The sequence below is a fragment of the Actinoalloteichus hymeniacidonis genome (assembly GCF_014203365.1).
GTDB lineage: Bacteria > Actinomycetota > Actinomycetes > Mycobacteriales > Pseudonocardiaceae > Actinoalloteichus_A > Actinoalloteichus_A hymeniacidonis.
Map to the genome: position 1 here is coordinate 3,883,789 of NZ_JACHIS010000001.1, position 22,922 is coordinate 3,906,710.

A 22,922-nucleotide genomic window follows, 5' to 3' on the forward strand; every position below is an offset into this window, starting at 1 on the left:
CGGATCCACGAGACGCGGTCCGGGTGCGGGAGGCTCAGGCGCGGCGGGTCAGCACGGCCAGGACCACGGCGAGTACCGCCGCGAGCGCACCGGCGCCGATGCCGAGGTCGAGGAGGGTGCCGCCCCACAGGTCCACATCCGGTGTGCCCAGTCGACGCACCGTCGTTCCCACGGGCGGCAGCCATGGAGTGAGCGCGGTCGCCAGCACCACCCCCGAGGTCGCGGCGAAGGTCCATCCCGCGCGGTGCACCAGCGGGCGGGCGCACAGCAGGCCGACGGCCGTCCCGGCGAGCGCGGTACCCAGGTGGGCGAGCAGGCCCAGGCCGATCAGCGCAGGCGGTGCCGAGCCTGTCCCGATCACCGGCACCCCGACCGCCGTCACGATGAGCAGCAGGTCTCCCAGTACGCAGACGACCACCGTCCCGGCGAGTATCGGGCCGTGGCCGCCCGCCGCGACCACGGTCACCGTGCGCCCGACCGGTTCCTCGGAGTTGGCCACGGTGGTGGCCAGCCAGGCGCTGATCGGGTACAGCAGCAGTACCGAGGCGGCCCACGGCTCGGGCGGCGCTCCCGCATCGTTGGAGAAGAGGATGGCCAACACCGCCGCATAGGTGAGCATCGGCGCCAGGAAGAGTTGGGAACGCAGCAGGTCCGCCAGCAGATACCGTGCAGCGGCGATCGTCTTCATGCCCGGTGTGTCCTCGCTTCCGACCACGCGGCCGAGTCGCTCGGTCCGCCGGACCCCGATCCGGCGGTACGGACGGCGCGCACCGAGCACCCCGACTGGAGGGCTCGCAGCAATAGGGCGTCGCAGAAGTCCGCCGCCACCCGGATCGCGTGGTTCGCGCTCGATGGCCGCTCCGCCTCCGGTGCGGCTCCGGGCGGGTTGTCGGCGGGCACCGTGGGGATCACGTCGGCGGGCAGACCCGTCGTCAGTGCGGCGGGGTCGATCGGACAGTCGAGTTCGACGTGCATCCACGCCGTCGGGGCCCGCCGAGTCGGTTCCTCGACCACGATTCCGTCCCGCAGTCGTACCGCGACCGCGCCGGGCAGGCCGATCGCCGTCGAGGTGTGGTCGGTCAGCAGGACCGCCACGCCGGTCGCCGCCAGGGCGCCCAGTCGCACGCTCAGTGTCTGCCGGGCGGTGTGGTCGAGCCCGGACCACGGCTCGTCGAGGATCAGCAGTCCGACCGGGTCGGCCATGGCCTGGGTGAGGGCCACCTTCTGGGCGTTGCCCTTGGACAGGGTCGACATCGACGCCTCCGGGTCGCCGGTGAAGCCCAGTTCGGTGAGGAACTCGCGATGCCGCCGATCGGCCGGTGCTGCGGGCGCCCCACGCAGCGCGGCGAGATGCCGCAGGTAGTCGATGCTGGAGAGCCGGAGCCGGGCCGGGAAACGGTCGGGCACGTACCCCACCGAGGCGGGCCGGTCCACGATCCGACCTCCGGTGGGCCGGGTGATGCCTGCCGCGACGCGGAGCAGGGTCGACTTCCCAGCCCCGTTGTCGCCGAGTAACACCACGATGCGTCCGGCGGGCAGCTCCAGATCCACGCCGCGCAGTACCTCGGCGTTGCGGCGGTAGCCGAGCCGTACACCGTCCAGGCGCATCACGGCGTCGATCCTCTCATCCGCAAGCCGCCACAGGGTCGATGCGACGGCGGGTAGCGTCGTGGAGTGCCTTCCCCCGCAGCCGACTCTGTGGAGCAGACCACCCGCTCGCTGGCCCAGACCCGGCTCGCCGACGTCCCGGCCCTCACCGAGCGGCTGCTCCTCGCGGTGGGTTGCTCGGCATTGGCTGCCATGGCCGGCCGCTCACCCACGTCGTCGCTGAAGAGCATGGCCAACACGGCTGCATAGGACGAGCATCGGTGCCAGAAGGAGCGGCTAACCGCGCCGCAGGAGGGTACTTGCGGCTCAGGCCTCACATCCGAGCACGTGATCATGGCTTTAGACTGATGACGCGCTGGCATGTGCGAGCCCATGCCAGACCTGATGACAAAGGGAAGAAACATGACGATCGACCAGAATAAGACTTCCGCCAAAAAACTAGTCGAAGGCCTAGGAACGAACGGGAGTCCGGACGCCTTCGACCTGCTTCACGAGAAAGCAGTGTGGACCGTCATGGCTGACGCTGCCACTTTCCCGGTCTCCGGAGATATGTCAAAGCCCGCGTTCATCGAACACATGAAGAGGTTCCACGACTCGCTTCCTGATGGCATACACATGTCGGTGATCAGCGTGATTGCAGATGAAGCCAATGCGTCGGTGGAGGCGAGGTCGCACGCAGCCCTCGTTAACGGGAAGAGCCTCAATCAGGTATATCACTTCGTATTCGAATTAGCAGACGGTAAGATTATCGCAGCACGCGAATACATCGACACGGCCCGTGCCCTCTCCGCGTTTTCCGGGTGAGCGCACTGTTCATAAATCGACTCAGGCGTGCTTGAGAAGATTGCTTCGACTGCATCGACTTGCCTGCCCCGTTGCCGCCGAGCAGTACCGTGCTGGCCCGTAGGCACGTCGAGGTCGATGCCGCACAGCACATCCAGTCCTCGGCCCTATCCGAGCCGCACATCCTCCAGCCGTATCATGACAGCAATCGCCTCATCGGCATGATCGCCGTACGGTCACATCGACGGCGGGTAGCGTCGTGGAGTGCCTTCCCCCGCAGCCGACTCTGTGGAGCAGACCACCCGCTCGCTGGCCCAGACCCGGCTCGCCGACGTCCCGGCCCTCACCGAGCGGCTGCTCGCGGCGATCTTCACCGATGATCCCGATTGGACGACCGACTACAGCCCGGTCCCGCCCGACGACCTGCGGGACGGCTGCCGCCGTTACCTGGGGCAGGTGTTGCGGGTGTTGTGCGGCGAGGACGAGACACCCGAGGACGACGTGGCCACGGCCATCGGTCGGGACCGCGCCGAACAGGGAGTACCGCTCGCGGTGATGCTGCGGACCTTCCGTCTGGGCGGTCGGATCGTCTGGGAGGCGTTGGTCGAGCAGGCGCAGATAGACGGGGCCGCCCCGGAGGTGATGTTGCGGGTGGCGACCTCGATGTGGACCGTCATCGACGAGTTGTCCTCGCGGCTGTCGACGTCCTATCGCCAGACCGAGTTGGAGCGGTTGCGCAGCGACGAACAGCGCAGGCATGCCCTGGTCGAGGGGCTGCTCAACGGTCGAGCCCAGGATGCGGGCTTCGCGCAGCGGACGGCCAAGGAGTTGGACCTGCCGATCGGCGGCCGCTATCTGGTGATCGTGGCCGAGGCCAGCGCCGACGGCGGTTTCGCGCTCAAGGGCCAGCAGCAGACCCTGGACGCGCTGCATCTGCGCTCGGTGTGGCAGGTTCGAGCCGACACGCTGGTCGGTCTGGTCGCCTTGGAGCGCCGCGACGAGGCGTTGGCGCTGGAGAAGCTCCGGCCGTTGGCCACCGGCCGGGTCGCCGCGTCGCCCGCCGTGGTCGGACTCGCGGAGCTGGGCACCGGGCATCAGCTGGCGCTGACCGCGCTGGGCACCGCGCCGCACGGCGAGTCGGGACTGATCTCGTTGGCCGAGCGGTTCCCGGAGGCCCTGCTGGTCCAGGCACCCGACCTGGCTCGCAGGCTGGTGGACTCCCAGCTCGGTCCGGTGTTGGAGTTGCCGGAGCGGGAGCGGGACATGCTGCTGGGCACGTTGGCGTGTTGGCTGGAGCAGGAGTGCTCGGCTGCGAACGCCGCAATTCGGCTGCACTGCCATCGCAACACGGTGTTGAACCGGTTGCAGCGGATCAGCACCCTGATCGGCCGGTCGTTGAACGGGCATCGCGCTCATCTCACCCTGTCGCTGGCCCTGTCGGCACTGGCGCTGTCCGGACCCGAGGAGTGACGACGGCTCGGCAGCCCGTCGAGTCGCGCTCCAGCCGCCCGAGCCGCCCGGACGGCCGTACCGACGCCGGGATTCGGCGTCGAGAGCGCACCGCAGCGCCACCCGATGAGACGCAGGCCTCACCCGATTGGGCGCTGCGCCCAGTTCTCAAGCCCAAGGTCTGGGCGATCAGGCATGGCGCGAACGTGGTCGGGATCACGAGACTCTGATTCAAGACCCGCCGGGCACGATGCTGCCCTGACGCGGGCGAGAAGCAGCAGCAGAAGGAGCACGCCGAGGTGCAGGAGTCCGACCGTCGCAGGGCGACCGAGGCCGCTGACTCGCGGCGCCGGGCACACAGCGCCCGCGCCGACCGGTATGGCTCCCATCTGGGCAGATGCGCGGGGCACACCCGAGGCTCCTGTGTATCCACCCCCTCGCGACCGACACCGTCCACTGGCGATCCGCTGGCACGCAGATCGTTTGCCACCGACGTCCAGGGGCAGTCGGGTACGGCGTCCGCCGAACCGATGCGGGTGGTTCACACCGCCCAGGCGGCGCCTGCTCGACCTCTTGAGAGGAGAACCAGCAATGGCAGACACGACCACCCGCAGGGGGTCGACGACGCGCGCAGGAGCCAAGAGCCGCAGCGCTCGGTCCCGCGCCAAGGACGCCGCCCAGCCGGAGGCGTCCGAGGTCGAGAAGTCGGAGGCACCCGCCGAGCCGTTCGCTGGTGAGTCCCCGGAGGTCCTGCTCGACTATCTGCGGCAGATGACGCTGATCCGCCGTTTCGAGGAGCGCGCCGCGCAGGGCTACACGCAGGCCAAGATCGGCGGCTACTGCCACCTGAACCTGGGTGAGGAGGCCACCGTCGTCGGCCTGATGGCGGCGCTGCGCTCCACCGACTACCTGTTCACCAACTACCGCGAACACGGCTACGCGATCGGCAAGGGCATCGACCCGGGCCGCGTGATGGCCGAGCTCTACGGGCGCACCACCGGTACGTCCAAGGGCTGGGGCGGCTCGATGCACATGTTCGACGTCGAGACGCGGCTGCTCGGCGGTTACGGCATCGTCGGCGGACAGCTCCCGCTGGCCACCGGTGCGGCCTTGGCGATCGACTACCGGGGTGGCGACGAGGTCGTCATGTGCCAGATGGGCGACGGCACCACCAACATCGGTGCCTTCCACGAGGCGTTGAACATCGCGGCACTGTGGAACCTGCCGGTCGTCTTCGTGGTGATCAACAACTACCTCGGCATGGGCACCACGGTGGAGAAGTCCTCCGCCGAGCCCGAGCTGTACAAGCGCGCGGCGGCCTACCGGATGCACGGCGAGCGGGTCGACGGCAACGACGTCGTCGCGGTGCGCGAGGCGGCGGGCAGGTTGGTGGAGCGGGCCAGGGAGACCGGGGCCCCGGCGCTGCTGGAGGCCGTCAGCCACCGGCTCAAGGGCCACTCGGTGGTGGACCCGGCGAAGTACCGCAGCGACGAGTCCGTCGAGCAGGCCCGGTCCGCCGACCCGGTGGTGAACCTGCGTGCGCAGTTGATCGAGGCGGGTCTGCTCGACGAGGCGGGCGCCGAGGAGATCGACCGGCAGGCCCAGGCCGAGGCCGACGCCGCGGTGGCCTTCGCGGACTCCAGCCCGCACCCCGACGTCGAGACGTTGTTCGACTACACCTACGCGACCCCGGTGGCAGGCGAGGACCGCAGGTTGCCCGCCGACCCGCTGTTCTGATCGCGAGCGCTTTCCACCACCGGTATCGCTGAGCGGCCCGCCCCATCGGACGAGGCCGCTCACCAGGACTTCCAGGAGAAACCCCTTGGCCGTCATCACCTATCGTCAGGCGCTGCGGGACACGCTGCGCGCGGAGATGCTCCGCGATGAGGAGGTCTTCCTCATCGGTGAGGAGATCGGCATCTTCGAAGGTTCGTACAAGATCACGGCCGGTCTGCTGGCCGAGTTCGGTGAGAAGCGGGTGCGCGACACCCCGATCGCCGAGGAGGGCTTCGTCGGGGCGGCCGTCGGCGCCGCCATGCTGGGTCTGCGCCCGGTCGTCGAGCTCATGACCATCAACTTCTCGTTGATCGCTCTGGACCAGATCGTCAACCACGCCGCCAAGATCTACGGCATGTTCGGCGGTCAGAACAGCGTCCCGATGGTCATCCGCATGCCGGGTGGCGGCGGGCAGCAGCTCGGCGCGACCCACTCGCAGAACATCGAGCTGTACTACGCCTTCGTCCCCGGGCTCAAGGTCGTCGCGCCGAGCACCCCCGCCGACGCACGGGCCCTGATGCTCGCGGCGATCCGCGATGACGACCCGGTGTTGTTCCTGGAGAACCTCGCGCTCTACAACACCAAGGGCGAGGTCCCCGACGACGTCGAGCCCGCCGAGATCGGCAAGGCCGCGGTGACCCGCCAGGGCACCGACATCACGATCATCGGTTACTCGCGGATGGCCGTGGTCGCCACCCAGGTGGCGGAGGCGCTCGCCGAGGAGGGGATCTCCGCCGAGGTCGTCGACCTGCGCAGCCTGCGCCCGCTGGATCGGGAGACGATCGTCGAGTCGGTCCGCAAGACCGGTTGTGCCGTGGTGGCCGAGGACGACTGGCTGACCTACGGCATCGGCGCGGAGATCGCCGCGACCATCTCCGACGGAGCCTTCGACTTCCTGGACGCCCCCGTGCGCCGGGTCGCCGCTGCGGAGGTGCCGTTGCCCTATGCCAAGCCGTTGGAGCGGGCCGCCCTGCCCTCCGCCGAGTCCCTGACCACCGCAGTCCGCGAGACACTGGACGCGGTCGGCCACCGCCGCTGATCACCAGCCTTCGCCGAGGAAGAACATGACTGAGATTCAGATGCCACGGCTCTCCGACACCATGGAGGAGGGCGTGATCTCCTCTTGGTTGAAACAGGAGGGCGACAAGATCAGCAGAGGCGACGTGGTCGCCGAGATCGAGACCGACAAGGCCGTCATGGAGCTGGAGGCCTACGACGACGGCGTGTTGGAGAAGATCCTGGTACCCGCCGGTGAGCTGGTACCGATCGGTGCGGCGATCGGCCTGCTCGGCGACGGTTCCGAGTCGGCTTCGGCCTCGGCCCCGGCCGCGCCCGCCGAGCAGCCTGCCGCCGCCGAGACCGTCGAGGAGCCCGCCGCGCAGCGGGAACCGGCTCAGGCCGACGCTGCTGCGGAGTCCGACTCCGCAGCCGGTCCCGCCTCCCGGCCCCGGTCCTCCCCGCTGGCCAGGAAGATCGCCCGGGACGCGGGCGTCGACCTGGACACCGTGACGGGCAGCGGGCCGCGTGGACGGATCGTCCGTGCCGACGTGGACGCCGCAGTGGCGGCGAAGCGCTCCGCCGAGGCCGAGCCCACCGAGTCGAAGCCCGCGCCGACGCAGGCCGCGAAGCCCGCCGCCGTCACGGCCGCCGCCGAGGACGTCGAGGAGATCCCGCTCAGCAACATCCGGCGGGTGGCCGCCAAGCGGCTGACCGAGAGCAAACAGCAGGCGCCGCACTTCTACCTCACCAGCGCGGTGGACGTCACGGAGCTGCTGACCTTCCGCGCCGACCTCACCGCCCGAGTGCAGGCGGCGGGCGGCCCGAAGATCAGCATCAACGACCTGCTGGTCAAGGCGGTCGCCACCGCGCTGCGGGCGAACCCGACGGTGAACGTCTCCTTCGCGGGCGACAAGATCCTGCAGCACAAGCGGATCCACCTGGGGATCGCCGTGGCCATCGACTCCGGCCTGGTGGTCCCGGTGCTGCGCGACGCCGACCGCAAGAGCGTGTCCGAGCTCTCCGGCGAGGCCAGGGAGAAGGCGGGTCGCGCCAGGGAGGGCAAGCTCAAGAGCGACGAGATGACCGGTGGCACCTTCACCATCTCCAACCTCGGCATGTTCGGCATCGAGGAGTTCGCGGCGGTGATCAACCCGCCGGAGGCCGCGATCCTGGCCGTCGGGGCGGTCCGCGACGAGCTTCGGCTGCGCGAGGACGGCAAGAACAAGGTCGAGGTGCGCAAGATCCTGCGGATCACGCTGTCGGCCGATCACCGCGCCATCGACGGCGCGGTGGGTGCCGTGTTCCTGCAGCAGCTGACCGCGCTGCTCGAGGACCCGATCCGCATCATCGCCTGATCGGGGCGAGGTCGGCGGTCGTCGACCATCACCGCAGGTCGCCCGTTGCTGTCGTGTCCACGACACGAACAGGAACGGGCGACCTGCACCGTCTACTTCAATAGACACTTGCACGTCTACCTGACTAGACTTACACTGTGGTGAACAAGCGAATGAAGCCCGCCAGAGTGCTCAGCCTGATCAGGCGGAGTGCACGTGACGCTGGCCTGACGATCGAGCAGATCCCCGGCAGGGGAAAGGGCTCCCACCAGATCTTCGTGGTGCGCAACGATTGCGGAACCCAAGTAGGACGGTTCGCCATCACCGGTCACGGTCGAGAGTTGTCGTGGACAGTGCTCCGAAGCATCGAGCAGGCACTCGCACCGCTGTTCGGCGCACAGTGGATGGAGGAGAAGTGACGGCTCTACCGGTATTCGTGGTCAGGGTCAGCCGCGAGGACAATCTTTGGGTTGCCGTCGTCGACGGCCTGCCAGGCGGCGCGACCGACACCATCCGGCTGGACGATATCGAGCTCGAGACACGCGATCTGATCGCCGGGCTGACCGATAGGGAACCCAGTGGCTTCCAGCTCGAGTGGAGATTCGAGCAGGACGGCCACGATCTTACTCCGATGTTGAGCGCCCTGCGGTGGCGAGAAGTCGAGGCAGCCACCGCAGCCGGGTTGCGGGATGAGGCCCGTCGGGTCGCGATCGGTGCCCTACGAGGAGCCCGGTTGAGTCTGAGAGCCGTCGCCGAACTCATGGGAATCTCCCATCAACGCGTCCAGCAGCTCACCGACGAACGAGTAGTCGATCAAGACGGCCGGTCCGCGTCCCCATCCACCTCACGAACCACGACCGGCGTGCCCGGCCCCGCATGGAGCACGGGCGCATGACGCGCTCTCGACAAGGTCCGACCGGCACGTAGGACATCGACGATCCGCGCATCCGATTCGCCCCGACGACTGCCGCGACGGTGAGGGGCCACCCGAGGTGACATCGCCGGGAGACAACAGGCACCATCGACTCACCATGACCCTCACCGACCGGATTCCCCCGACCCCCGATCCCGACGTTCTCTTCGAGGCCTTCTCCGACTGGGCCGACGAGCAGGGCCTCGCCCTCTATCCGGCGCAGCAGGAGGCGCTGATCGAGGTCGTCACCGGCTCCCACGTCATCCTCAGCACCCCGACCGGATCCGGCAAGAGCCTGGTCGCCGTGGGCGCGCACTTCACCGCGATGGCGCACGGCAGGCGGAGCTTCTACACCGCGCCGCTGAAGGCGCTGGTGTCGGAGAAGTTCTTCGCCCTGTGCGATACCTTCGGCGCCGCCAACGTCGGCATGCTGACCGGTGACGCGAGTGTGAACGAGACCGCGCCGATCATCTGCTGCACCGCGGAGATCCTGGCCAACATCGCGCTGCGGGACGGCGCCGAGGCCGACGTCGGTCAGGTCATCATGGACGAGTTCCACTTCTACTCGGAGCCCGACCGGGGTTGGGCCTGGCAGATTCCGCTGCTGGAGCTGACCAAGGCCCAGTTCGTCCTGATGTCGGCGACGCTGGGCGATGTCACCCGGTTCAAGGAGGACCTGACCCGACGCACCGGGGTGAGCACCTCGGTGGTGCAGTCGGTGGAGCGACCGGTCCCGTTGATCCACTCCTACGTCGTCACGCCGCTGCACGAGACGATCGAGGAACTGCTCACCACCCACCAGGCCCCGGTCTACATCGTGCACTTCACCCAGGCCGCCGCCGTGGAACGTGCGCAGTCGTTGATGAGCATCAACGTGTCCACGCGGGCGGAGAAGGATGCGATCGCCGAGCTCATCGGCGGTTTCCGGTTCACCGCAGGCTTCGGCAAGGTGCTGTCCCGGCTGGTTCGACATGGGATCGGCGTGCATCACGCGGGGATGCTGCCGAAGTACCGGCGGCTGGTGGAGCGATTGGCCCAGGCGGGTCTGCTGAAGGTCATCTGCGGCACCGACACGCTGGGCGTCGGCATCAACGTGCCGATCCGCACGGTGCTGTTCACGGCGCTGAGCAAGTACGACGGCGTGCGCACCCGGCATCTCAAGGCGCGCGAGTTCCATCAGATCGCGGGCCGAGCGGGCCGCGCGGGCTACGACACGCTGGGCACGGTCGTGGTGCAGGCGCCCGACCACGTCGTCGAGAACGAACGGCGGCTGAAGAAGGCCGGGGACGATCCGAAGAAGCGACGCAGGGTGGTGCGGACCAAGCCGCCGGAGGGCTTCGTCAACTACGGCGAGTCCACCTTCGACCGGCTGGTCGCCGCCGACCCGGAGCCGCTGAACTCCAGTTTCACCGTGAACCACGCGATGCTGCTGAACGTGATCAGCAGGCCGGGCGATGCCTTCCAGGCGATGCGCAGACTGCTGGAGGACAACCACGAGCCGCGCAAGTCGCAGCTGCGTCTGATCCGCCGGGCCATCGCCGTCTACCGGGCGCTGCTGGCCTCCGGAGTGGTCGAACGACTCGACGAGCCCGACGAGACCGGCCGCACCCTGCGGATCACCGGCGACCTACAGCTGGACTTCGCGCTCAACCAACCGCTGTCCCCCTTCGCGTTGGCCTCCCTCGATCTACTCGACCGCGAATCGCCCACCTACGCACTGGATGTCCTGTCCATCATCGAGTCGACGCTGGACAACCCTCGGCAGGTGCTCTCCGCACAGCAGTTCAAGGCACGCGGCGAGGCCGTCTACCAGATGAAGGCGGACGGCATCGAGTACGAGGAGCGGATGGAGCTGCTGGAGGACGTCACCTATCCCCAGCCGCTGGCGGAGTTGTTGGGCGCCGCCTTCGAGATGTACCGCCGGGGCCACCCCTGGGTCCTCGATCACGAGATCGCGCCGAAGTCGGTGGCCAGGGACATGTTCGAGCGGGCGATGACCTTCACCGAGTACGTCGGTTTCTACAGTCTGGCGCGCTCGGAGGGACTGGTGCTGCGTTATCTGGCCGACGCCTACAAGGCGGTGCGCCAGACCGTACCGGAAGAGGCCAAGACCGAGGAGCTCAACGATCTGACCGAGTGGCTCGGCGAGCTGGTCCGGCAGGTCGACTCCAGCCTCCTCGACGAGTGGGAGCAGCTGCGAGACCCGAATCAGCCCGACGCGCCCGAGGTCACCGTCGAGGCCGGTCCCAGAGGGGTCACCACCAACGTCCGCGCGTTCCGAGTGCTGGTCCGCAATGCCCTGTTCCGCCGGGTGGAACTGGCCGCGCTGCGTCGCTACGACCTGTTGGGCGAGCTCGACAGCGAGATCGGCTGGAATGCCGAGGCCTGGTCGGAGGCCGTCGAACCGTACTTCGAGGAGCACGACTCGATCGGCACCGGTCCCGATGCCCGAGGCCCGAGGCTGCTCATCATCGAGGAGGACGGCCGGACCTGGCGGGTACGTCAGATCTTCGACGACCCGGCGGGCGACCACGACTGGGGCATCAGCGCGGAGGTCGATCTGGACGCCTCCGACGAGGCCGGTACGGCGGTACTGACCATCACGGGGGTCGACGGACAGTAGGCGAAGCGGTCGGTACACGGTCGGCGGGCCGCTGGTCGAACGACCGGCGGATCACGCCGAGTCCTCGGTCGGGCTAGGTAGGGTCGGCCGCAGTCAACCGACGACGAGGCGAGGTCCGATGAGCGAAGTCGACGCCTCTGGGCTGGCCGACGCGGATCTCACCGGCCTGGTGACCGCAGCAGGCCTGGCAGGCCCGGTCGTCTCCCGGACCCGGCTCGGCGGCGGCATGTACAACGCCGTCGAGCGGGTCGAGCTCGCCGACGGGCAACGGCTGATCCTCAAGGTTGCCCCGGACCCGACGCTGCCTACGCTGCGCTACGAACGGGACATCCTGCGCACCGAGGCGTTGTTCTACCGCCAGGCGAGCCGGGTCGGTGCGCCCGTGCCCTCGGTGCTGCACACCGCATTCGATCGAGCGCAGAACCAACCTGACGTCCTGTTGATGACCGAGCTTCCCGGCGTTCCCTGGGCACAGCGGGCCTCGACGCTGTCGGACTCGGCCCACCGGACGGCTCGTCGAAGCCTGGGCGGGGTGGTCGTCGATCTGCACCGGGTCACCGGTCAGCGATTCGGCTATCCCACCGGGGCGGTCGGCCCCACCGAGGCGCGCTGGCAGGCCGCGTTCCTGACGATGCTCGACGCCGTGTTGGCCGACGCGCGCCGGTTCGAGGTCGCACTTCCGTGGGGCAGCAGGGAGATTCGGGCAACGATACGTGGAGCGGCGGGGCTCGGCCCCGGGTCAACGGTGGCCGACGGCACCGGGCTGTTGGCGGCGATCACGACGCCGGTTCTGGTCCACTTCGATCTGTGGCCGGGCAACCTCCTACTCGCGGGCCCGGACGAGGCTCCGGTGATCAGTGGGGTGATCGACGGGGAACGCGCCTTCTGGGGCGATCCCGCCGCCGATCTGGTGTCGCTGGCACTCTTCGACGACGTCGAGAAGGACGAGGATCTCCTCACCGCCTATCGGGACGCGGGCGGGGCGATCGTCTTCGACGACGCCACCCGGACCCGTCAGGCGCTGTACCGCGTCTACCTGTACCTGATCATGCTCGTCGAGACGGTTCCCCGGGCCACCGCAGGCGATGCCCTACGCCGGCTGGAGCACAGGGTCGGCGGACTGCTGGTCGACGAGTTGTCCTGGCTTCGCAGGCAGACCTGAACGCAGCAGACATGTCCGGTCCGCGTTCATCCGCCACCGGTCACGCCCGCGCCCGCAGTCTGCGCAGCATCCGGGCGTCCTCGAAGCCGACCACCCTGGCCGCGGCCTCGTGGGTACTGCCCTGCTCGATCAGATGCTCGGCGCGTTCCACTCGCAGAAGCTGTTGGTAGCGCAGCGGCGTCATCCCGGTGGCTCGACGGAAATGCCGGGTCAGGGTGCGTTCGGCGGTTCCCGCGATCGCCGCGAGTTCCGGCAGCCGCAGCGACTCGCTGAAGCGTGCATCGAGCGCGTCCTGGGTCCGGTGCACCACGTCGTCGAGGTGATCCCGGTGTCTCAGCATGACGCTGGCCTGCGGGTCGGAGCCATTGCGCCGGGCGTAGACGACCATCGCCCTGGCGACCCTGGCCGCCTGCGCAGGCCCGTGGGCCGAGGCCACCAGGTGTAAGGCCAGGTCGATGCCGCTGGCGATGCCCGCCGAGGTGACCACCCGATCGTCGACGACGTAGAGGACGTCGCGAACCACGATCGCCCTGGGGTGGCGGGCGGCCAACTCGTCCTGCACGTCGTGGTGCGTGGTGCAGCGCCTGCCGTCGAGCAGGCCCGCCCTTCCCAAAGCGTCCGCACCGGCGCACACGCTGGCCACGGTGCCGCCTGCGGCGTGGTGTGCGGTCAATCGCTCCAGTGCTGCCGCCCCGAACGTCCCGGTGCCACGCAGGGTCGGCGCCCGCCAGCCGGGCACGATGATGAGGTCGTCCGGGCTGGATCGCGGCCAATCCGTGGCTGCGGTGAGGACGATGCCCTGCGCGGTCGGGATGTCGGTGGTCTCACCGAGGTGGTGTTGGGTGTACGGCAGGCCGAGATCGGCGGCGGTGGAGAAGACCTGGGCCGGGCCCGCGAAGTCGAGTAGGTGCACGCCCGGCGCAAGCAGGAAGAGAACTCTGGTCACGATCCGGTCATGCTACGCATCGCCTGCCAGGACCTCGGCCACGGTGCGGACGTCGGCGAATCGTCCGGACAGGGCGTAGACGGTCCGCGCCACGATGTCCTGGGTGGACAGCGTGGTCGGGTCGGCGAGGATCTCCTCGATGCCGCGGCAGGCGGGCGCGTCCGGGTGCTCGATCGGCGTCGTCGCGGTGGCATCGATGGCGAAGGTGACCCGGTAGCCGAGGTCGGAGGCGAGCCGGGCGGTGGTCTCGCAACACTGCTCGGTACGCACCCCGCACACCGTGAGATCCAGGATGCCCGCCGAGGTGAGGAGATGAGCGAGATTCGTGGTGGTGAAGGCGTTGTGCACGGTCTTGCGAAGTACCGGTTCATCCTCCAGCGGCGCCAATCCCTCCAACGGCCGCACGAAGCCCAGCGCCGGGTCGAAGACGGTGCCGGTGTGCGGTTCGGTGTGCAGCACCCAGACGACGAGATCGCCGCGCGACCGCGCCCGGGTCACCAACTGGTCGATCCTCGCGACGATGTCCGGATTGGACACCGCCTGCCAGTTGTCGCGCTGCCGAAAGGATTCCTGAGCGTCGATCACGATGAGTGCCTCGGTCATGGGTGCGATCCTCTCCCCGGTTCCGACGCCCCGGTAGGCACCGATGCGCCGGAAAACGGACCGATCCGGTCACCGATCGACTGTCGGAGCGTGGGCAGCCGAGCGCCAGGCCACCGTTCCGAGAGTCAGCACTCGGTTCGGCGCAACGTGAGCCATCGGCCCTGAGCACCAACCATCGAGTGATTCGAACGTGCGTTCGAGTGAGATCGGCCGTTCTGTCGGCCCTCTCCACTAGAATAAGACGCATACCAGGTGCCCTGACCTGGCATTTCGGTACCGGTCACACGTCGCGCCAGACCTGCGGAGGCCTCGATGCCGTCGATCACTCTGCCCACCTTCGTGAGCTACACCGCCAGTGGTGGTGCCGCTCGCATCACCACGATCCACCAGCAACGCCGGAGGTACGAGAACCCCGAGCCTGCGGCGTTCAACTTCTACCGCCGACCGGCCGACGCGATCCGCGCCGGGTTGGCCACCCATCGCGAGGAACTCGCCATGACCACGATGGTGCAGCAGGCACACGCGGTCCAACGGCCGCACTACGAGGCGATCGCCGATGGTTGGCTGGCCTTACTCGCCGACTGGCATCCCCGACTGGTCGACGTGGGCCGTGCGCGGTGGTCCTCGGGCAATCTGGAGGTACGGATCAGCCCGCACCTCGGTCTACTCGACGACGACAACCGGCTCTGGTCGGTCTTCCTGCACTTCAAGGAGGCCGAGCTCACCAGAGAGGGCTCCTATGCGCCGCTGCGCCTGATGGAGCAGAACATGGACGAGCTGTTACCCGGCGGTGCCCCGTTGGTCATCGATGTCCGCCGATCCCGGGTGTTCAAGGCGACCAACCGTAGTCGGCAGCGGCTCGATGCCTGGCTGACCGGTGAGGCCGCCGCGTTCTCGACGCACTGGGCCTGCGCGGCCTAGCCCCGGAATGCGGATGCCTCGCGGTGAGTGGGTGTCACCGCGAGGCATCCGCCGGGTCCAGGTCTGCCGCACCATCAGGCGGCGCACGGTTCCCCGACGCCAACCGGTGGTAGTGGTTCAGGACCCGCCAAGTCGGTACCAGCGACGCGCGTTGGCGGCCAGCACCTCGGTCCGCTCGTCCGCCGACAATCCGACGCACAGTTCTCGAGCCAGGCTCAGCACCCGACCGTAATCCCCTGCCAGCTCGCAGACCGGCCAGTCACTGCCGAAGATCAACCGATCCGCGCCGAAAGCCGTCAGCAGCCGGTCGCCGTACGGCCGGATGTCCGCGACGGTCCACCGTGTCCAGGATGCCTCGGTGATCAGTCCGGACAACTTGACCATCACGTTCTCCGCCTCGGCCAGTTCACCCAACTCCGCCGACCATCGCTCGGCCGCCGACGGCGAGCCGCCGACGGGACCCGAACCCGGAGCCAACGGTCCACCCGTCCTGATCGGCGGTTTGCCACCGTGGTCCAACACGAAGCGGAGATCCGGCAGTGCCCGCACCACATCCCGTGCCGAGGACAGCTGATCGGGCCGGATCAACAGGTCGTAGACCAGGCCCGCGTCGGCCACCGCTCGTAGCCCACGGCGGACGTCGGCCCGCGCCAGCCAATCCGGATCGGCCTCGCTCTCGACCTGGTGTCGGATTCCCACCAGCGCGACGCCACCGGGTCGGTCGCGCAGCGCGGCCAACTCCTCGGCCACCTCGTCCGAGGTCAGGTCCACCCAACCGACCACCCCCGCGATCAATCCAGCGCTGTGCTGGGCCGTCGACAGGAACTCCTCGGTCTCGGAGCGCTCTCCGACGGTCTGCACCAGCACGGTCGCCTCCACCGGAGTACCTGCCAGGGCGGCGGCGAGTTCGGGCAATCCGTAGCGGCGGCGGATCGGGGTGAACTGCTCCCCCGACAGCCACGGGTAGCTCCGGTGCGCCGGGTCCCACAGGTGATGGTGGGCGTCAACGACGCCGACGTCGGTCATCGGATCACTCCTCGGGGACGCAGACGTCGGCCCGCAACAGTCCCTCCGCCTTGAGCCGAGCCCAACAGTCGGCGGGCACCGGTCGGGCGGCCAGGGCGATGTCGTGGGCGATCTCCTGACTCGACCGGGCACCGACCAGGACTCCGGCCACCGCAGGATGGCCGAGGGGCAGTTGCAACGCGGCCTGCGGCAGCCGAGCCTCGTGGGCGTCGCAGATCTCGGCGATCCTTCGGGCGCGATCGATCAGCGCGGCCGGGGCACGGGCATAGTCGTAGGTGGCGTCGGGACCCGGTCGGTCCTGTGCGGACAGTCCCGAGTTGAACACGCCGCCCGCCAGCACCGAGGTGCCCCGGCGCAGACAGGCGGGAAGCAACCGGTCCAAAGCGCCCTGCTCCAGCACCGTGTAGCGGCCCGCGAGCAGCACCACGTCCAGTTCGCACTCCTCGACCAGTCTCGAGAGGGCGTCCGCGTCGTTCATCCCCGCCCCGATCGCCCCGATCACCCCAGCGGCGCGCAGCTCGCGCAACGCCGGGTAGGCCTCGCGGATCGACCAGTCCAGGTGGTCGTCGGGATCGTGCAGCAGGACGACGTCGATCCGGCCGAGCCCGAGCCGGTCGATCGAGTCGGTCAGGGCGGCCCGCACCCCGGCGGCGCTGAAGTCCCAGCGCCGACGGTGGGTTGCCGGGACATCGAAGCCCTCCTCGTCGCCGAGCACCGTGGTCCCCGGTGCGACGGGATCCAGGAGGCGCCCGACCTTGGTGGACAGCACGTACTCGTCACGCGGACGATCGCGCAGCGCAGCGCCGAGCCTGCGCTCCGACAAGCCGAGGCCGTAGTGCGGCGCGGTGTCGAACAGCCGGATGCCGCCGTCCCATGCGGTGTCGACCGTGGCGGCGGCCTGTGTGTCGGGTAGGGCGGTGTAGAGGTTCCCGAGCGCCGCGCAACCCAGGCCCAGTGGCCCGACGCGCACCTCGCTGCGGCCGAGAGCGACCAGGTCGGTCGGGGATCTCATGGCAGCTGCCAGACCATCGGGATCCCGCTGTCGTCGCCGGAGTAGTCATCGGGCACGGCCAGCAGCGGGGCCAGCCGTCGTTGCCACTCGACGTTGGCAGGATCCTCCCGCAGGGCAGCCCGCATCGACTGGTAGTCCTCGCATTCGACGAGGTGGAACAGCTCACGGCCGTCCCGCCAGATCCGCCAGGAGTGCACACCCGCCGCCCGCAGTGCCGCGTCGAGCTCGACCGGGATCACCCGGTGCACCTCGTCGTAGTCCTGTTCTCGGCCCGGCTCCAGCCGGGTGTGCAGTGCGATCGTCTCCATCGGTGGATTCCCTTCTGGCAGGACACATCCGGGCACGGGCTGGCCCGGTCCGGCGGGCCGGCCTTTTGTCGGCGGATGGTCAGCGGGCGGGCGGTGGCAGTCGCAGTCCCTGCATCCCGCCGTCCACCGCCAGTGCGGTACCGGTGGTGGCGCCCGCGTCGGGGCCCGCCAGGTAGGCGATCGCGGTGGCGACCTCCTCTGCGGAGACCAGCCTGCCGATCGGCTGTCTGCGACGCAGCGCCTCCCGTTCGGCCTCGGGATCGGCGGCGGCGGACAGCAGCCGCTGCACCCACGGGGTGTCCACGGTGCCGGGGTTCACGCAGTTGACCCGGATCCCCTCGGCCGCGTGGTCTGCTGCCATGGCCAGGGTCAGCGACAACACGGCGCCCTTGCTGGCGCTGTAGAGCGCCCGGCGGGGTAACCCGGCGGTGGCGGCGATCGAACAGGTGTTGACCACGGCGGCCGCCGTCGAACGACGCAGCCAGGGCAGCGCCGCCCTGGTGACCCGCACGATGCCCAGCAGGTTGACGTCCAGGACGGCCCGCCACTGGTCGAGTTCGTTGTCCTCGACGGTGCCCTGCGCACCGATACCCGCGTTATTGATCAGGATGTCGATCCCGCCGAGCTCCTCGGCGGCGGCCGCCACGGCGGTGGCCACCTCGCCGTCGTCGGACACATCGCAGCGCACGCCCAGCAGCGGCGGCGTCACACTCGCCGGGTTCACGTCGAGGCAGGCGACCCGGGCGCCCCTGGCGGCCAGGGTCTGCGCGGTGGCCGACCCGATGCCGGAGGCACCGCCGGTCACCACCGCCCGCAGCCCGGTCAGGGCGCCCGGGGCGGCCACGGTGTCCGAGGGGAGGTCGGCAGGGGAGGAAGACGAGGTCACAAGCTCCTACCTTTCGTCCGCCGCAGCGGCTGCGCGAGAGGATGTGCTCGGTGGGGAAGCTGGATGGCAGCACGGCGATCCGGTGCGGTGCTCATCGGAATACCGGTTCGCCGAGCCGCTCCGGTTGCGGCCCGCACCCCGCAGGCTAGTCCTCGAACAGGTCACGGTGAAGTGTGTGCGCAGATCGCCCGCGCTGAAGAGATCCGATGTCTCGGGCCGGACCGAAGCCGGCAATCCAGGGGCGCCCGTCCCGATCGACGACACGGGCGCCCCTGGATGAGACCGGATCACCGGCTCGGTGCGGACTCCGCGCCGAAGTAGAACCCGGGCTGGGTGGACTGCATGTATCCGGAGGACTCGCTGGCCAGACTGGACCGGTAGTCCTTGTCCTGCAGGAAGGTCGGGAACCGGTGTTCGGTCGGAATCGTGGTGGTGTAGATCCGGACCTCACTGGCGTCGTGCACGTAGAAGACCTCCTCACGCCAGTCGCCGATCACATCGCCGTAGCCCAGGACCGAGTACCGCTCGGTGCCGCTGGCCGGGTCCGCCTCGGCGGTCACCAGGTTCACCAGTTCCTCGTTCTCGTAGTCCCACTTGTCGATGTAGACCCCGTCCAGGGACTCCCGCAGCAGGTCGCCGTCCCACCAGATGCCGTAGTTGACGCTGTACGGCCGGGTGCCGACGACCTCGCCGGTGGCGTCGTACAACTTGTCGGTCGGCGGCGCGATCTCGGTGGCGCCCGTGGGATCCGGCCGCCCCGACCACACCTCCAGGCCCGGGCGGGTGGGGTCGATGTCGGCGGCCGAGCCGCGACCGACGTCGGCCCACTTCTCGCCCTCGATACCCCAGATCAGTTCGCCGGTCGCCGCGTCCCTGAGGTGGATGGGGTGCTCGTAGTGACCTTCGACCTCCTGAACGTAGAAGATCTCCAGCCCGGGACGTGTCGGGTCGATGTCGGTCATGTGCAGCCGGTCGCCGTGGCCCTCGCCGGTGATCCACAGGGTGGTGCCGTCATCGTCGATGGCGACGCTGCCGTTGATCAGCTCGTCGCGGCCGTCGCCGTCCACGTCGCCGGTGCGGATGTTGTGATAACCCATCCCCTTGGTGTATTTGCCCTGTTCGTCCCTCGGCCGCAGCCAGCTCCACAGCTTCACGGGTTCGTCGCCGTGGAAATCCCAGGCCTCGGCCTTCATCTGCGCGTAGATGCCGCGCATGACGATCAGGCTCGGCTTCTCGCCGTCGAGGTAGGCCACCGCGAGCTGCTGGCGTTCGGAGCGGTTGCCCTTCTCGTCGCCCCACTCCCCCGGTTCGCCTCGGGAGATCCAATCCTCCCGGTGCAGGGTCTGCCCGGTCGCGCCCTCGAGGATCTCGACGTACTCGGGCCCCTCGTAGACCCGCCAGTTCGCCGATCCCCGATAGTCGGTGCGCCCGTCGCCGTTGAGGTCCTCGTCGACCTCGCTCGACTTGTAGGCGACCTCGGCCTTGCCGTCGCCGTTGAGATCGGCCACGACATAGGGGGTGTACCAGATGCCCGTCCGGAGATTCACGCCCAGATCGCGCCGCCAGAGGAACTCGCCCTCGTTGGTGTAGCCCTCGAGCTTGTAGGTGTCGGTCGGTTCCTCGCCCTTGGACGGGTCGATGTTCTGGTTGCCCCGCTTGATGACGAAGTCGAGATCGCCGTCGCCGTCCAGGTCGCCGGTGGCGATGTGCCGCGCGGTCTGGTCGATGTCGTCGGCGAGATCGAAGGCGAGATAGCCCTGCTCGGCGCTGTCGGCACCGAGGGTGTACGCGGTGCCCCGACGGTCCGGTGCACCGTTGCCCACGGCCTGGACCGTGTAGGTGTTCTCCTTGGTCAGGTCGGCCGTGGTGTCGACGAGATTGGTGCTCTCGCGCAGCGGCGACCTGGTCAGTTTGGTCTTACGGCCATCGGTCTCCCGGAATACATGGAAGCCGACCTGGTCGTGGTCGGCCTCCAACAGCCGCCAGCCGACGTAGACCCGACCCTCGCCCTGGTTCAACGCGACGACGCCCCGGTCGAGGTTGGGCTCGACACCGTAGGACTGTCGTTCGACGGGCACCCAGTCGGAGCCGCGCTGCGACGGCTGATCCTGCGCAGGCCGGTGCTGCGCGGTCGCGGCCGTCGGGGCCCCGAGCGTCGCGGCGATCAGTGCGGCCGCCACTCCGGCTGCGGACACCGCAGACCGGCGGGCTCGCCTGCCTCGTCTCTCCACACCGTCTCCTCACCATCACGCCTGCTCCTCGTCGAGCAGGGCAACACATAGGACGTATCTTCGAACTCTTCCGCATGAAAAGTCCATGTAGCCCCCTTCGCCCTGGCCGATTACGGCAATTAATCCGATGTATTGGCGGCCATACACATCGACCCGAAAGCCTTGAGACAGAACACGTCCGACGTGGGCGGTGCACCCCGAGGGGTGGCGCCGGTGTCGACCCGGGCGCGGGCTGTCGTACGCTCCTGCGCACCACGACTGCACGGCGGAGGACGACAGGTGTCGCTGACCGACACGGCCATCACGAAGATCCGCGGCATGATCGTCGCTGGGGAGCTGCGACCGGGCGACCGGTTGCCGCGTGAGGCTGATCTGGCCGATCGGCTGGGGTTGTCCCGGAATTCGCTCCGCGAAGCGGTGCGCGCGCTCTCCCTCATCCGGGTGCTGGACGTCCGACAGGGCGACGGCACCTACGTCACCAGCCTGGAGCCCTCGGTGTTGTTGGAGGCGATGGGCTTCATCGTCGACCTGCACCGCGACGACAGCCTGCTCCAGTTCTTCGAGGTGCGCCGCATCCTGGAACCCGCCGCCGCGTCGCTGGCCGCGCAGTCCGCGGACGACGCACAGGTAGCGGATCTCGCCGCACTGCTCGACGATCTCGGCGCCGATCCCTCGGTCGACCAACTCCTCGCCAACGACCTGGAGTTCCATCGCCGGGTCGCCTCGGTCAGCGGGAACGAGGTGTTGGTGTCGTTGATCGAGACGGTGTCCAGTCGCACCCAGCGGGCCAGGATCTGGCGAGGGCTCACCGAGAACGGCGCGGTGCAGCGCACGATCGCCGAGCACCGCGCCATCCTCGACGCCATCCGCTCGCGGCGGCCGGACCTGGCGGCCGCCGCGATGACCATGCACGTGGCAGGCGTGGAGCAGTGGCTACGCGCGCAGGCTCAACTCGATGACGGGAACGGCTGACTCCGGCTGTCGTGCGGGCAGGGTGAGGACCACCGAGCCCTCCGGCCCCAGTGCGACCCGATGTGGCACATCGGCAACCCAGTCCCGCACCTCGACGAAGGGCACCTCCGCGCCGTCGTGCAGGAACGAGGCATAGCGCAACCTGCCCGCAAGTCCTTCCAGGACCAGGTGCCCGGCCGGCCAGGAGAACAGGTGGACGAACACCCGATCTCCCGACTGGGTGATGCGGCAGTCGGCGGGCGCCTGCACCTCGGTGCTCGCGCCCGCGCCATGGATCGACTCGCCGTGCAGGCGCATCCACTCACCGACCTCGGCCAGCAACCGCCTGGCCCTCGGCTCGAACTCGCCTCGGCCGGTGGGGCCGACGTTGAGCAGCAGATTGCCGTTCTTGGCGACGCCGTCGATCAGCAATCGGAGGATCTGCCCGGCGTCGAGCCACTGTTGGAACGACGGGGCGTAACCCCAGGAGCCGTTCAGCGTCCGGCACGATTCCCACGGCACGGCCCGCTCTCCCGCAGGCGGCTGGGCGTGCGGCGCCATCTCCTCCGGGGTGACGAAGTCGGCGCTGCCCGGCAGGTCGAGACGGTCGTTGATCAGCACATTCGGGTCGAGCTCTCGGATCCGCCGCACCAGCCGATCCGACTGCCAGTCCGCGCGCCCCTTGCCCGGCGCGTCCTTCTCCGGTGGGAACTCGGGGAAGGAGAAGTCGAACCACAGCACGTCGGGGTGATGGGCGGTGACGAGCTCCTCGACCTGGCCGTGCAGGTATTCGACGTAGGAGGGCAGGTCACCGCCGGGCTCGACACCGCTTCGCCAGGCCGGGTGCATCCAGTCCAGCGGATAGTCGGGGTGATGCCAGTCGATCAGGGAGTGATAGAAGCCGACGCGCAGCCCCTCGGCACGGAAGGCGGTGACGAACTCGGCGAGCAGGTCCCGGCCTGCGGGGGTGTTCGTCGCCTTGTAGTCGGTCAACGCCGAGTCCCACAGGCAGAAACCCTCGTGGTGCTTGCTGGTCAGAATGGCGTAGCGCATCCCGGCGGCCTTGGCATCGGCGGCCCACTGTGCGGGGTCGTAGCGGTCGGCGCGGAACTGCTCGAGGTAGCGGTCGTAGTGCTCGTCCCCGAGACGCTCCCGGAGCTTGACCCACTCATGTCGAGCGGCCAGCGAGTAGAGACCCCAGTGCACGAACAACCCGAAGCGTGCCTCGGTGAACCATTCGGTGTCGGCTGCGGACGTCATTCGTTCATCTCCTTCGGATGGATCGTCTCGCCGGTGGGTGTCTCGACGCCGCCACCGGACCCGGGAGACGCCACGAGGGCGCCGCCCCGGTCTCCCGGTGGCGGCACCCTCGTGCGCGATGCGGTGGTGGC

The 22,922-nt window shown here is 68.9% G+C and carries 22 protein-coding genes; 12 read left to right on the forward strand and 10 right to left on the reverse strand.

The genetic code is table 11. From position 1 onward, the window contains the following. Nucleotides 1–34: 34 nt before the first annotated feature. Nucleotides 35–688: a hypothetical protein gene (locus BKA25_RS15955; RefSeq protein ID WP_157421037.1), complete on the reverse strand. Its 654-nt coding sequence runs from the start codon at nt 686–688 to the stop codon at nt 35–37. Continuing rightward, on the reverse strand, nt 685–1,608 hold the full coding sequence (locus BKA25_RS15960) for an ATP-binding cassette domain-containing protein (protein WP_157421394.1): 924 nt from the start codon (nt 1,606–1,608) through the stop codon (nt 685–687). The genes BKA25_RS15955 and BKA25_RS15960 overlap by 4 nt, the downstream gene beginning before the upstream one ends. A 66-nt stretch (nt 1,609–1,674) precedes the next feature. On the opposite strand from BKA25_RS15960, the gene BKA25_RS15965 reads away from it, so the two are divergent. The 10 genes from BKA25_RS15965 (at nt 1,675) to BKA25_RS16010 (ending at nt 12,647) form a co-directional block, all read left to right on the forward strand. After that, entirely contained in the window at nt 1,675–1,857 is a 183-nt protein-coding gene (locus tag BKA25_RS15965; protein ID WP_069848680.1) for a hypothetical protein, read from the forward strand. A 153-nt stretch (nt 1,858–2,010) separates the two neighbouring features. Further along, the gene (locus BKA25_RS15970) at nt 2,011–2,412 is read left to right on the forward strand and encodes a nuclear transport factor 2 family protein (protein WP_172803774.1); all 402 of its coding nucleotides are present in this window, start codon (nt 2,011–2,013) and stop codon (nt 2,410–2,412) included. Between the two features lie 243 nt (nt 2,413–2,655). Next, nucleotides 2,656–3,861, forward strand: a complete 1,206-nt coding sequence (locus BKA25_RS15975; protein WP_069848676.1) for a PucR family transcriptional regulator — start codon at nt 2,656–2,658, stop codon at nt 3,859–3,861. Nucleotides 3,862–4,431: 570 nt separating this feature from the next. Further along, nucleotides 4,432–5,577, forward strand: a complete 1,146-nt coding sequence (gene pdhA, locus BKA25_RS15980; RefSeq protein ID WP_069848675.1) for a pyruvate dehydrogenase (acetyl-transferring) E1 component subunit alpha — start codon at nt 4,432–4,434, stop codon at nt 5,575–5,577. Nucleotides 5,578–5,662: 85 nt separating this feature from the next. Continuing rightward, on the forward strand, nt 5,663–6,655 hold the full coding sequence (locus BKA25_RS15985) for an alpha-ketoacid dehydrogenase subunit beta (RefSeq protein WP_069848673.1): 993 nt from the start codon (nt 5,663–5,665) through the stop codon (nt 6,653–6,655). Nucleotides 6,656–6,680: 25 nt separating this feature from the next. Continuing rightward, nucleotides 6,681–7,970, forward strand: a complete 1,290-nt coding sequence (locus BKA25_RS15990) for a pyruvate dehydrogenase complex dihydrolipoamide acetyltransferase (RefSeq protein WP_069848672.1) — start codon at nt 6,681–6,683, stop codon at nt 7,968–7,970. Nucleotides 7,971–8,107: 137 nt separating this feature from the next. After that, nucleotides 8,108–8,368, forward strand: coding sequence for a hypothetical protein (locus BKA25_RS15995; protein WP_069848670.1), 261 nt, complete (start codon nt 8,108–8,110; stop codon nt 8,366–8,368). Then, nucleotides 8,365–8,844, forward strand: a complete 480-nt coding sequence (locus BKA25_RS16000) for a hypothetical protein (protein ID WP_069848669.1) — start codon at nt 8,365–8,367, stop codon at nt 8,842–8,844. Before BKA25_RS15995 ends, BKA25_RS16000 begins: the two co-directional genes overlap by 4 nt. A 136-nt stretch (nt 8,845–8,980) precedes the next feature. Continuing rightward, nucleotides 8,981–11,485, forward strand: a complete 2,505-nt coding sequence (locus BKA25_RS16005) for a DEAD/DEAH box helicase (protein WP_069848667.1) — start codon at nt 8,981–8,983, stop codon at nt 11,483–11,485. A 118-nt stretch (nt 11,486–11,603) separates the two neighbouring features. Continuing rightward, entirely contained in the window at nt 11,604–12,647 is a 1,044-nt protein-coding gene (locus tag BKA25_RS16010) for a phosphotransferase family protein (protein WP_069848666.1), read from the forward strand. A gap of 40 nt (nt 12,648–12,687) precedes the next feature. Here BKA25_RS16010 and BKA25_RS16015 read toward each other — a convergent pair whose 3' ends face one another. Together BKA25_RS16015 and BKA25_RS16020 are read right to left on the reverse strand one after the other, a co-directional pair. Further along, nucleotides 12,688–13,593: a GlxA family transcriptional regulator gene (locus BKA25_RS16015; RefSeq protein WP_069848664.1), complete on the reverse strand. Its 906-nt coding sequence runs from the start codon at nt 13,591–13,593 to the stop codon at nt 12,688–12,690. A gap of 12 nt (nt 13,594–13,605) precedes the next feature. Continuing rightward, nucleotides 13,606–14,196, reverse strand: coding sequence for an isochorismatase family protein (locus BKA25_RS16020; protein WP_172803773.1), 591 nt, complete (start codon nt 14,194–14,196; stop codon nt 13,606–13,608). Nucleotides 14,197–14,508: 312 nt separating this feature from the next. On the opposite strand from BKA25_RS16020, the gene BKA25_RS16025 reads away from it, so the two are divergent. Beyond that, entirely contained in the window at nt 14,509–15,117 is a 609-nt protein-coding gene (locus tag BKA25_RS16025; protein WP_069848663.1) for a hypothetical protein, read from the forward strand. 117 nt (nt 15,118–15,234) lie between these two features. On the opposite strand, the gene BKA25_RS16030 is transcribed toward BKA25_RS16025, so the two are convergent. The 5 genes from BKA25_RS16030 to BKA25_RS16050 form a co-directional block, all read right to left on the reverse strand. Beyond that, entirely contained in the window at nt 15,235–16,143 is a 909-nt protein-coding gene (locus BKA25_RS16030; RefSeq protein WP_069848661.1) for an amidohydrolase family protein, read from the reverse strand. Nucleotides 16,144–16,147: 4 nt separating this feature from the next. Then, on the reverse strand, nt 16,148–17,155 hold the full coding sequence (locus tag BKA25_RS16035; RefSeq protein WP_069848660.1) for an aldo/keto reductase: 1,008 nt from the start codon (nt 17,153–17,155) through the stop codon (nt 16,148–16,150). Beyond that, nucleotides 17,152–17,463: an L-rhamnose mutarotase gene (locus tag BKA25_RS16040; RefSeq protein ID WP_069848658.1), complete on the reverse strand. Its 312-nt coding sequence runs from the start codon at nt 17,461–17,463 to the stop codon at nt 17,152–17,154. The genes BKA25_RS16035 and BKA25_RS16040 overlap by 4 nt, the downstream gene beginning before the upstream one ends. Nucleotides 17,464–17,542: 79 nt before the next feature. Next, nucleotides 17,543–18,307 (reverse strand): SDR family NAD(P)-dependent oxidoreductase, encoded by a 765-nt coding sequence (locus BKA25_RS16045; RefSeq protein ID WP_375791887.1) that lies wholly within the window; start codon nt 18,305–18,307, stop codon nt 17,543–17,545. Nucleotides 18,308–18,636: 329 nt separating this feature from the next. Then, nucleotides 18,637–20,580 carry a rhamnogalacturonan lyase family protein gene (locus BKA25_RS16050; protein WP_157421035.1) on the reverse strand — a complete coding sequence of 648 codons (1,944 nt, stop codon included), beginning with the start codon at nt 20,578–20,580 and terminating at the stop codon, nt 18,637–18,639. A 279-nt stretch (nt 20,581–20,859) separates the two neighbouring features. Here BKA25_RS16050 and BKA25_RS16055 point away from each other — a divergent pair, with 279 nt between their 5' ends. Continuing rightward, nucleotides 20,860–21,552, forward strand: a complete 693-nt coding sequence (locus BKA25_RS16055) for a FadR/GntR family transcriptional regulator (protein WP_069853568.1) — start codon at nt 20,860–20,862, stop codon at nt 21,550–21,552. Here BKA25_RS16055 and BKA25_RS16060 read toward each other — a convergent pair. Beyond that, nucleotides 21,514–22,791 (reverse strand): alpha-L-fucosidase, encoded by a 1,278-nt coding sequence (locus BKA25_RS16060; RefSeq protein ID WP_069848656.1) that lies wholly within the window; start codon nt 22,789–22,791, stop codon nt 21,514–21,516. The genes BKA25_RS16055 and BKA25_RS16060 overlap by 39 nt on opposite strands. Nucleotides 22,792–22,922 lie beyond the last annotated feature (131 nt).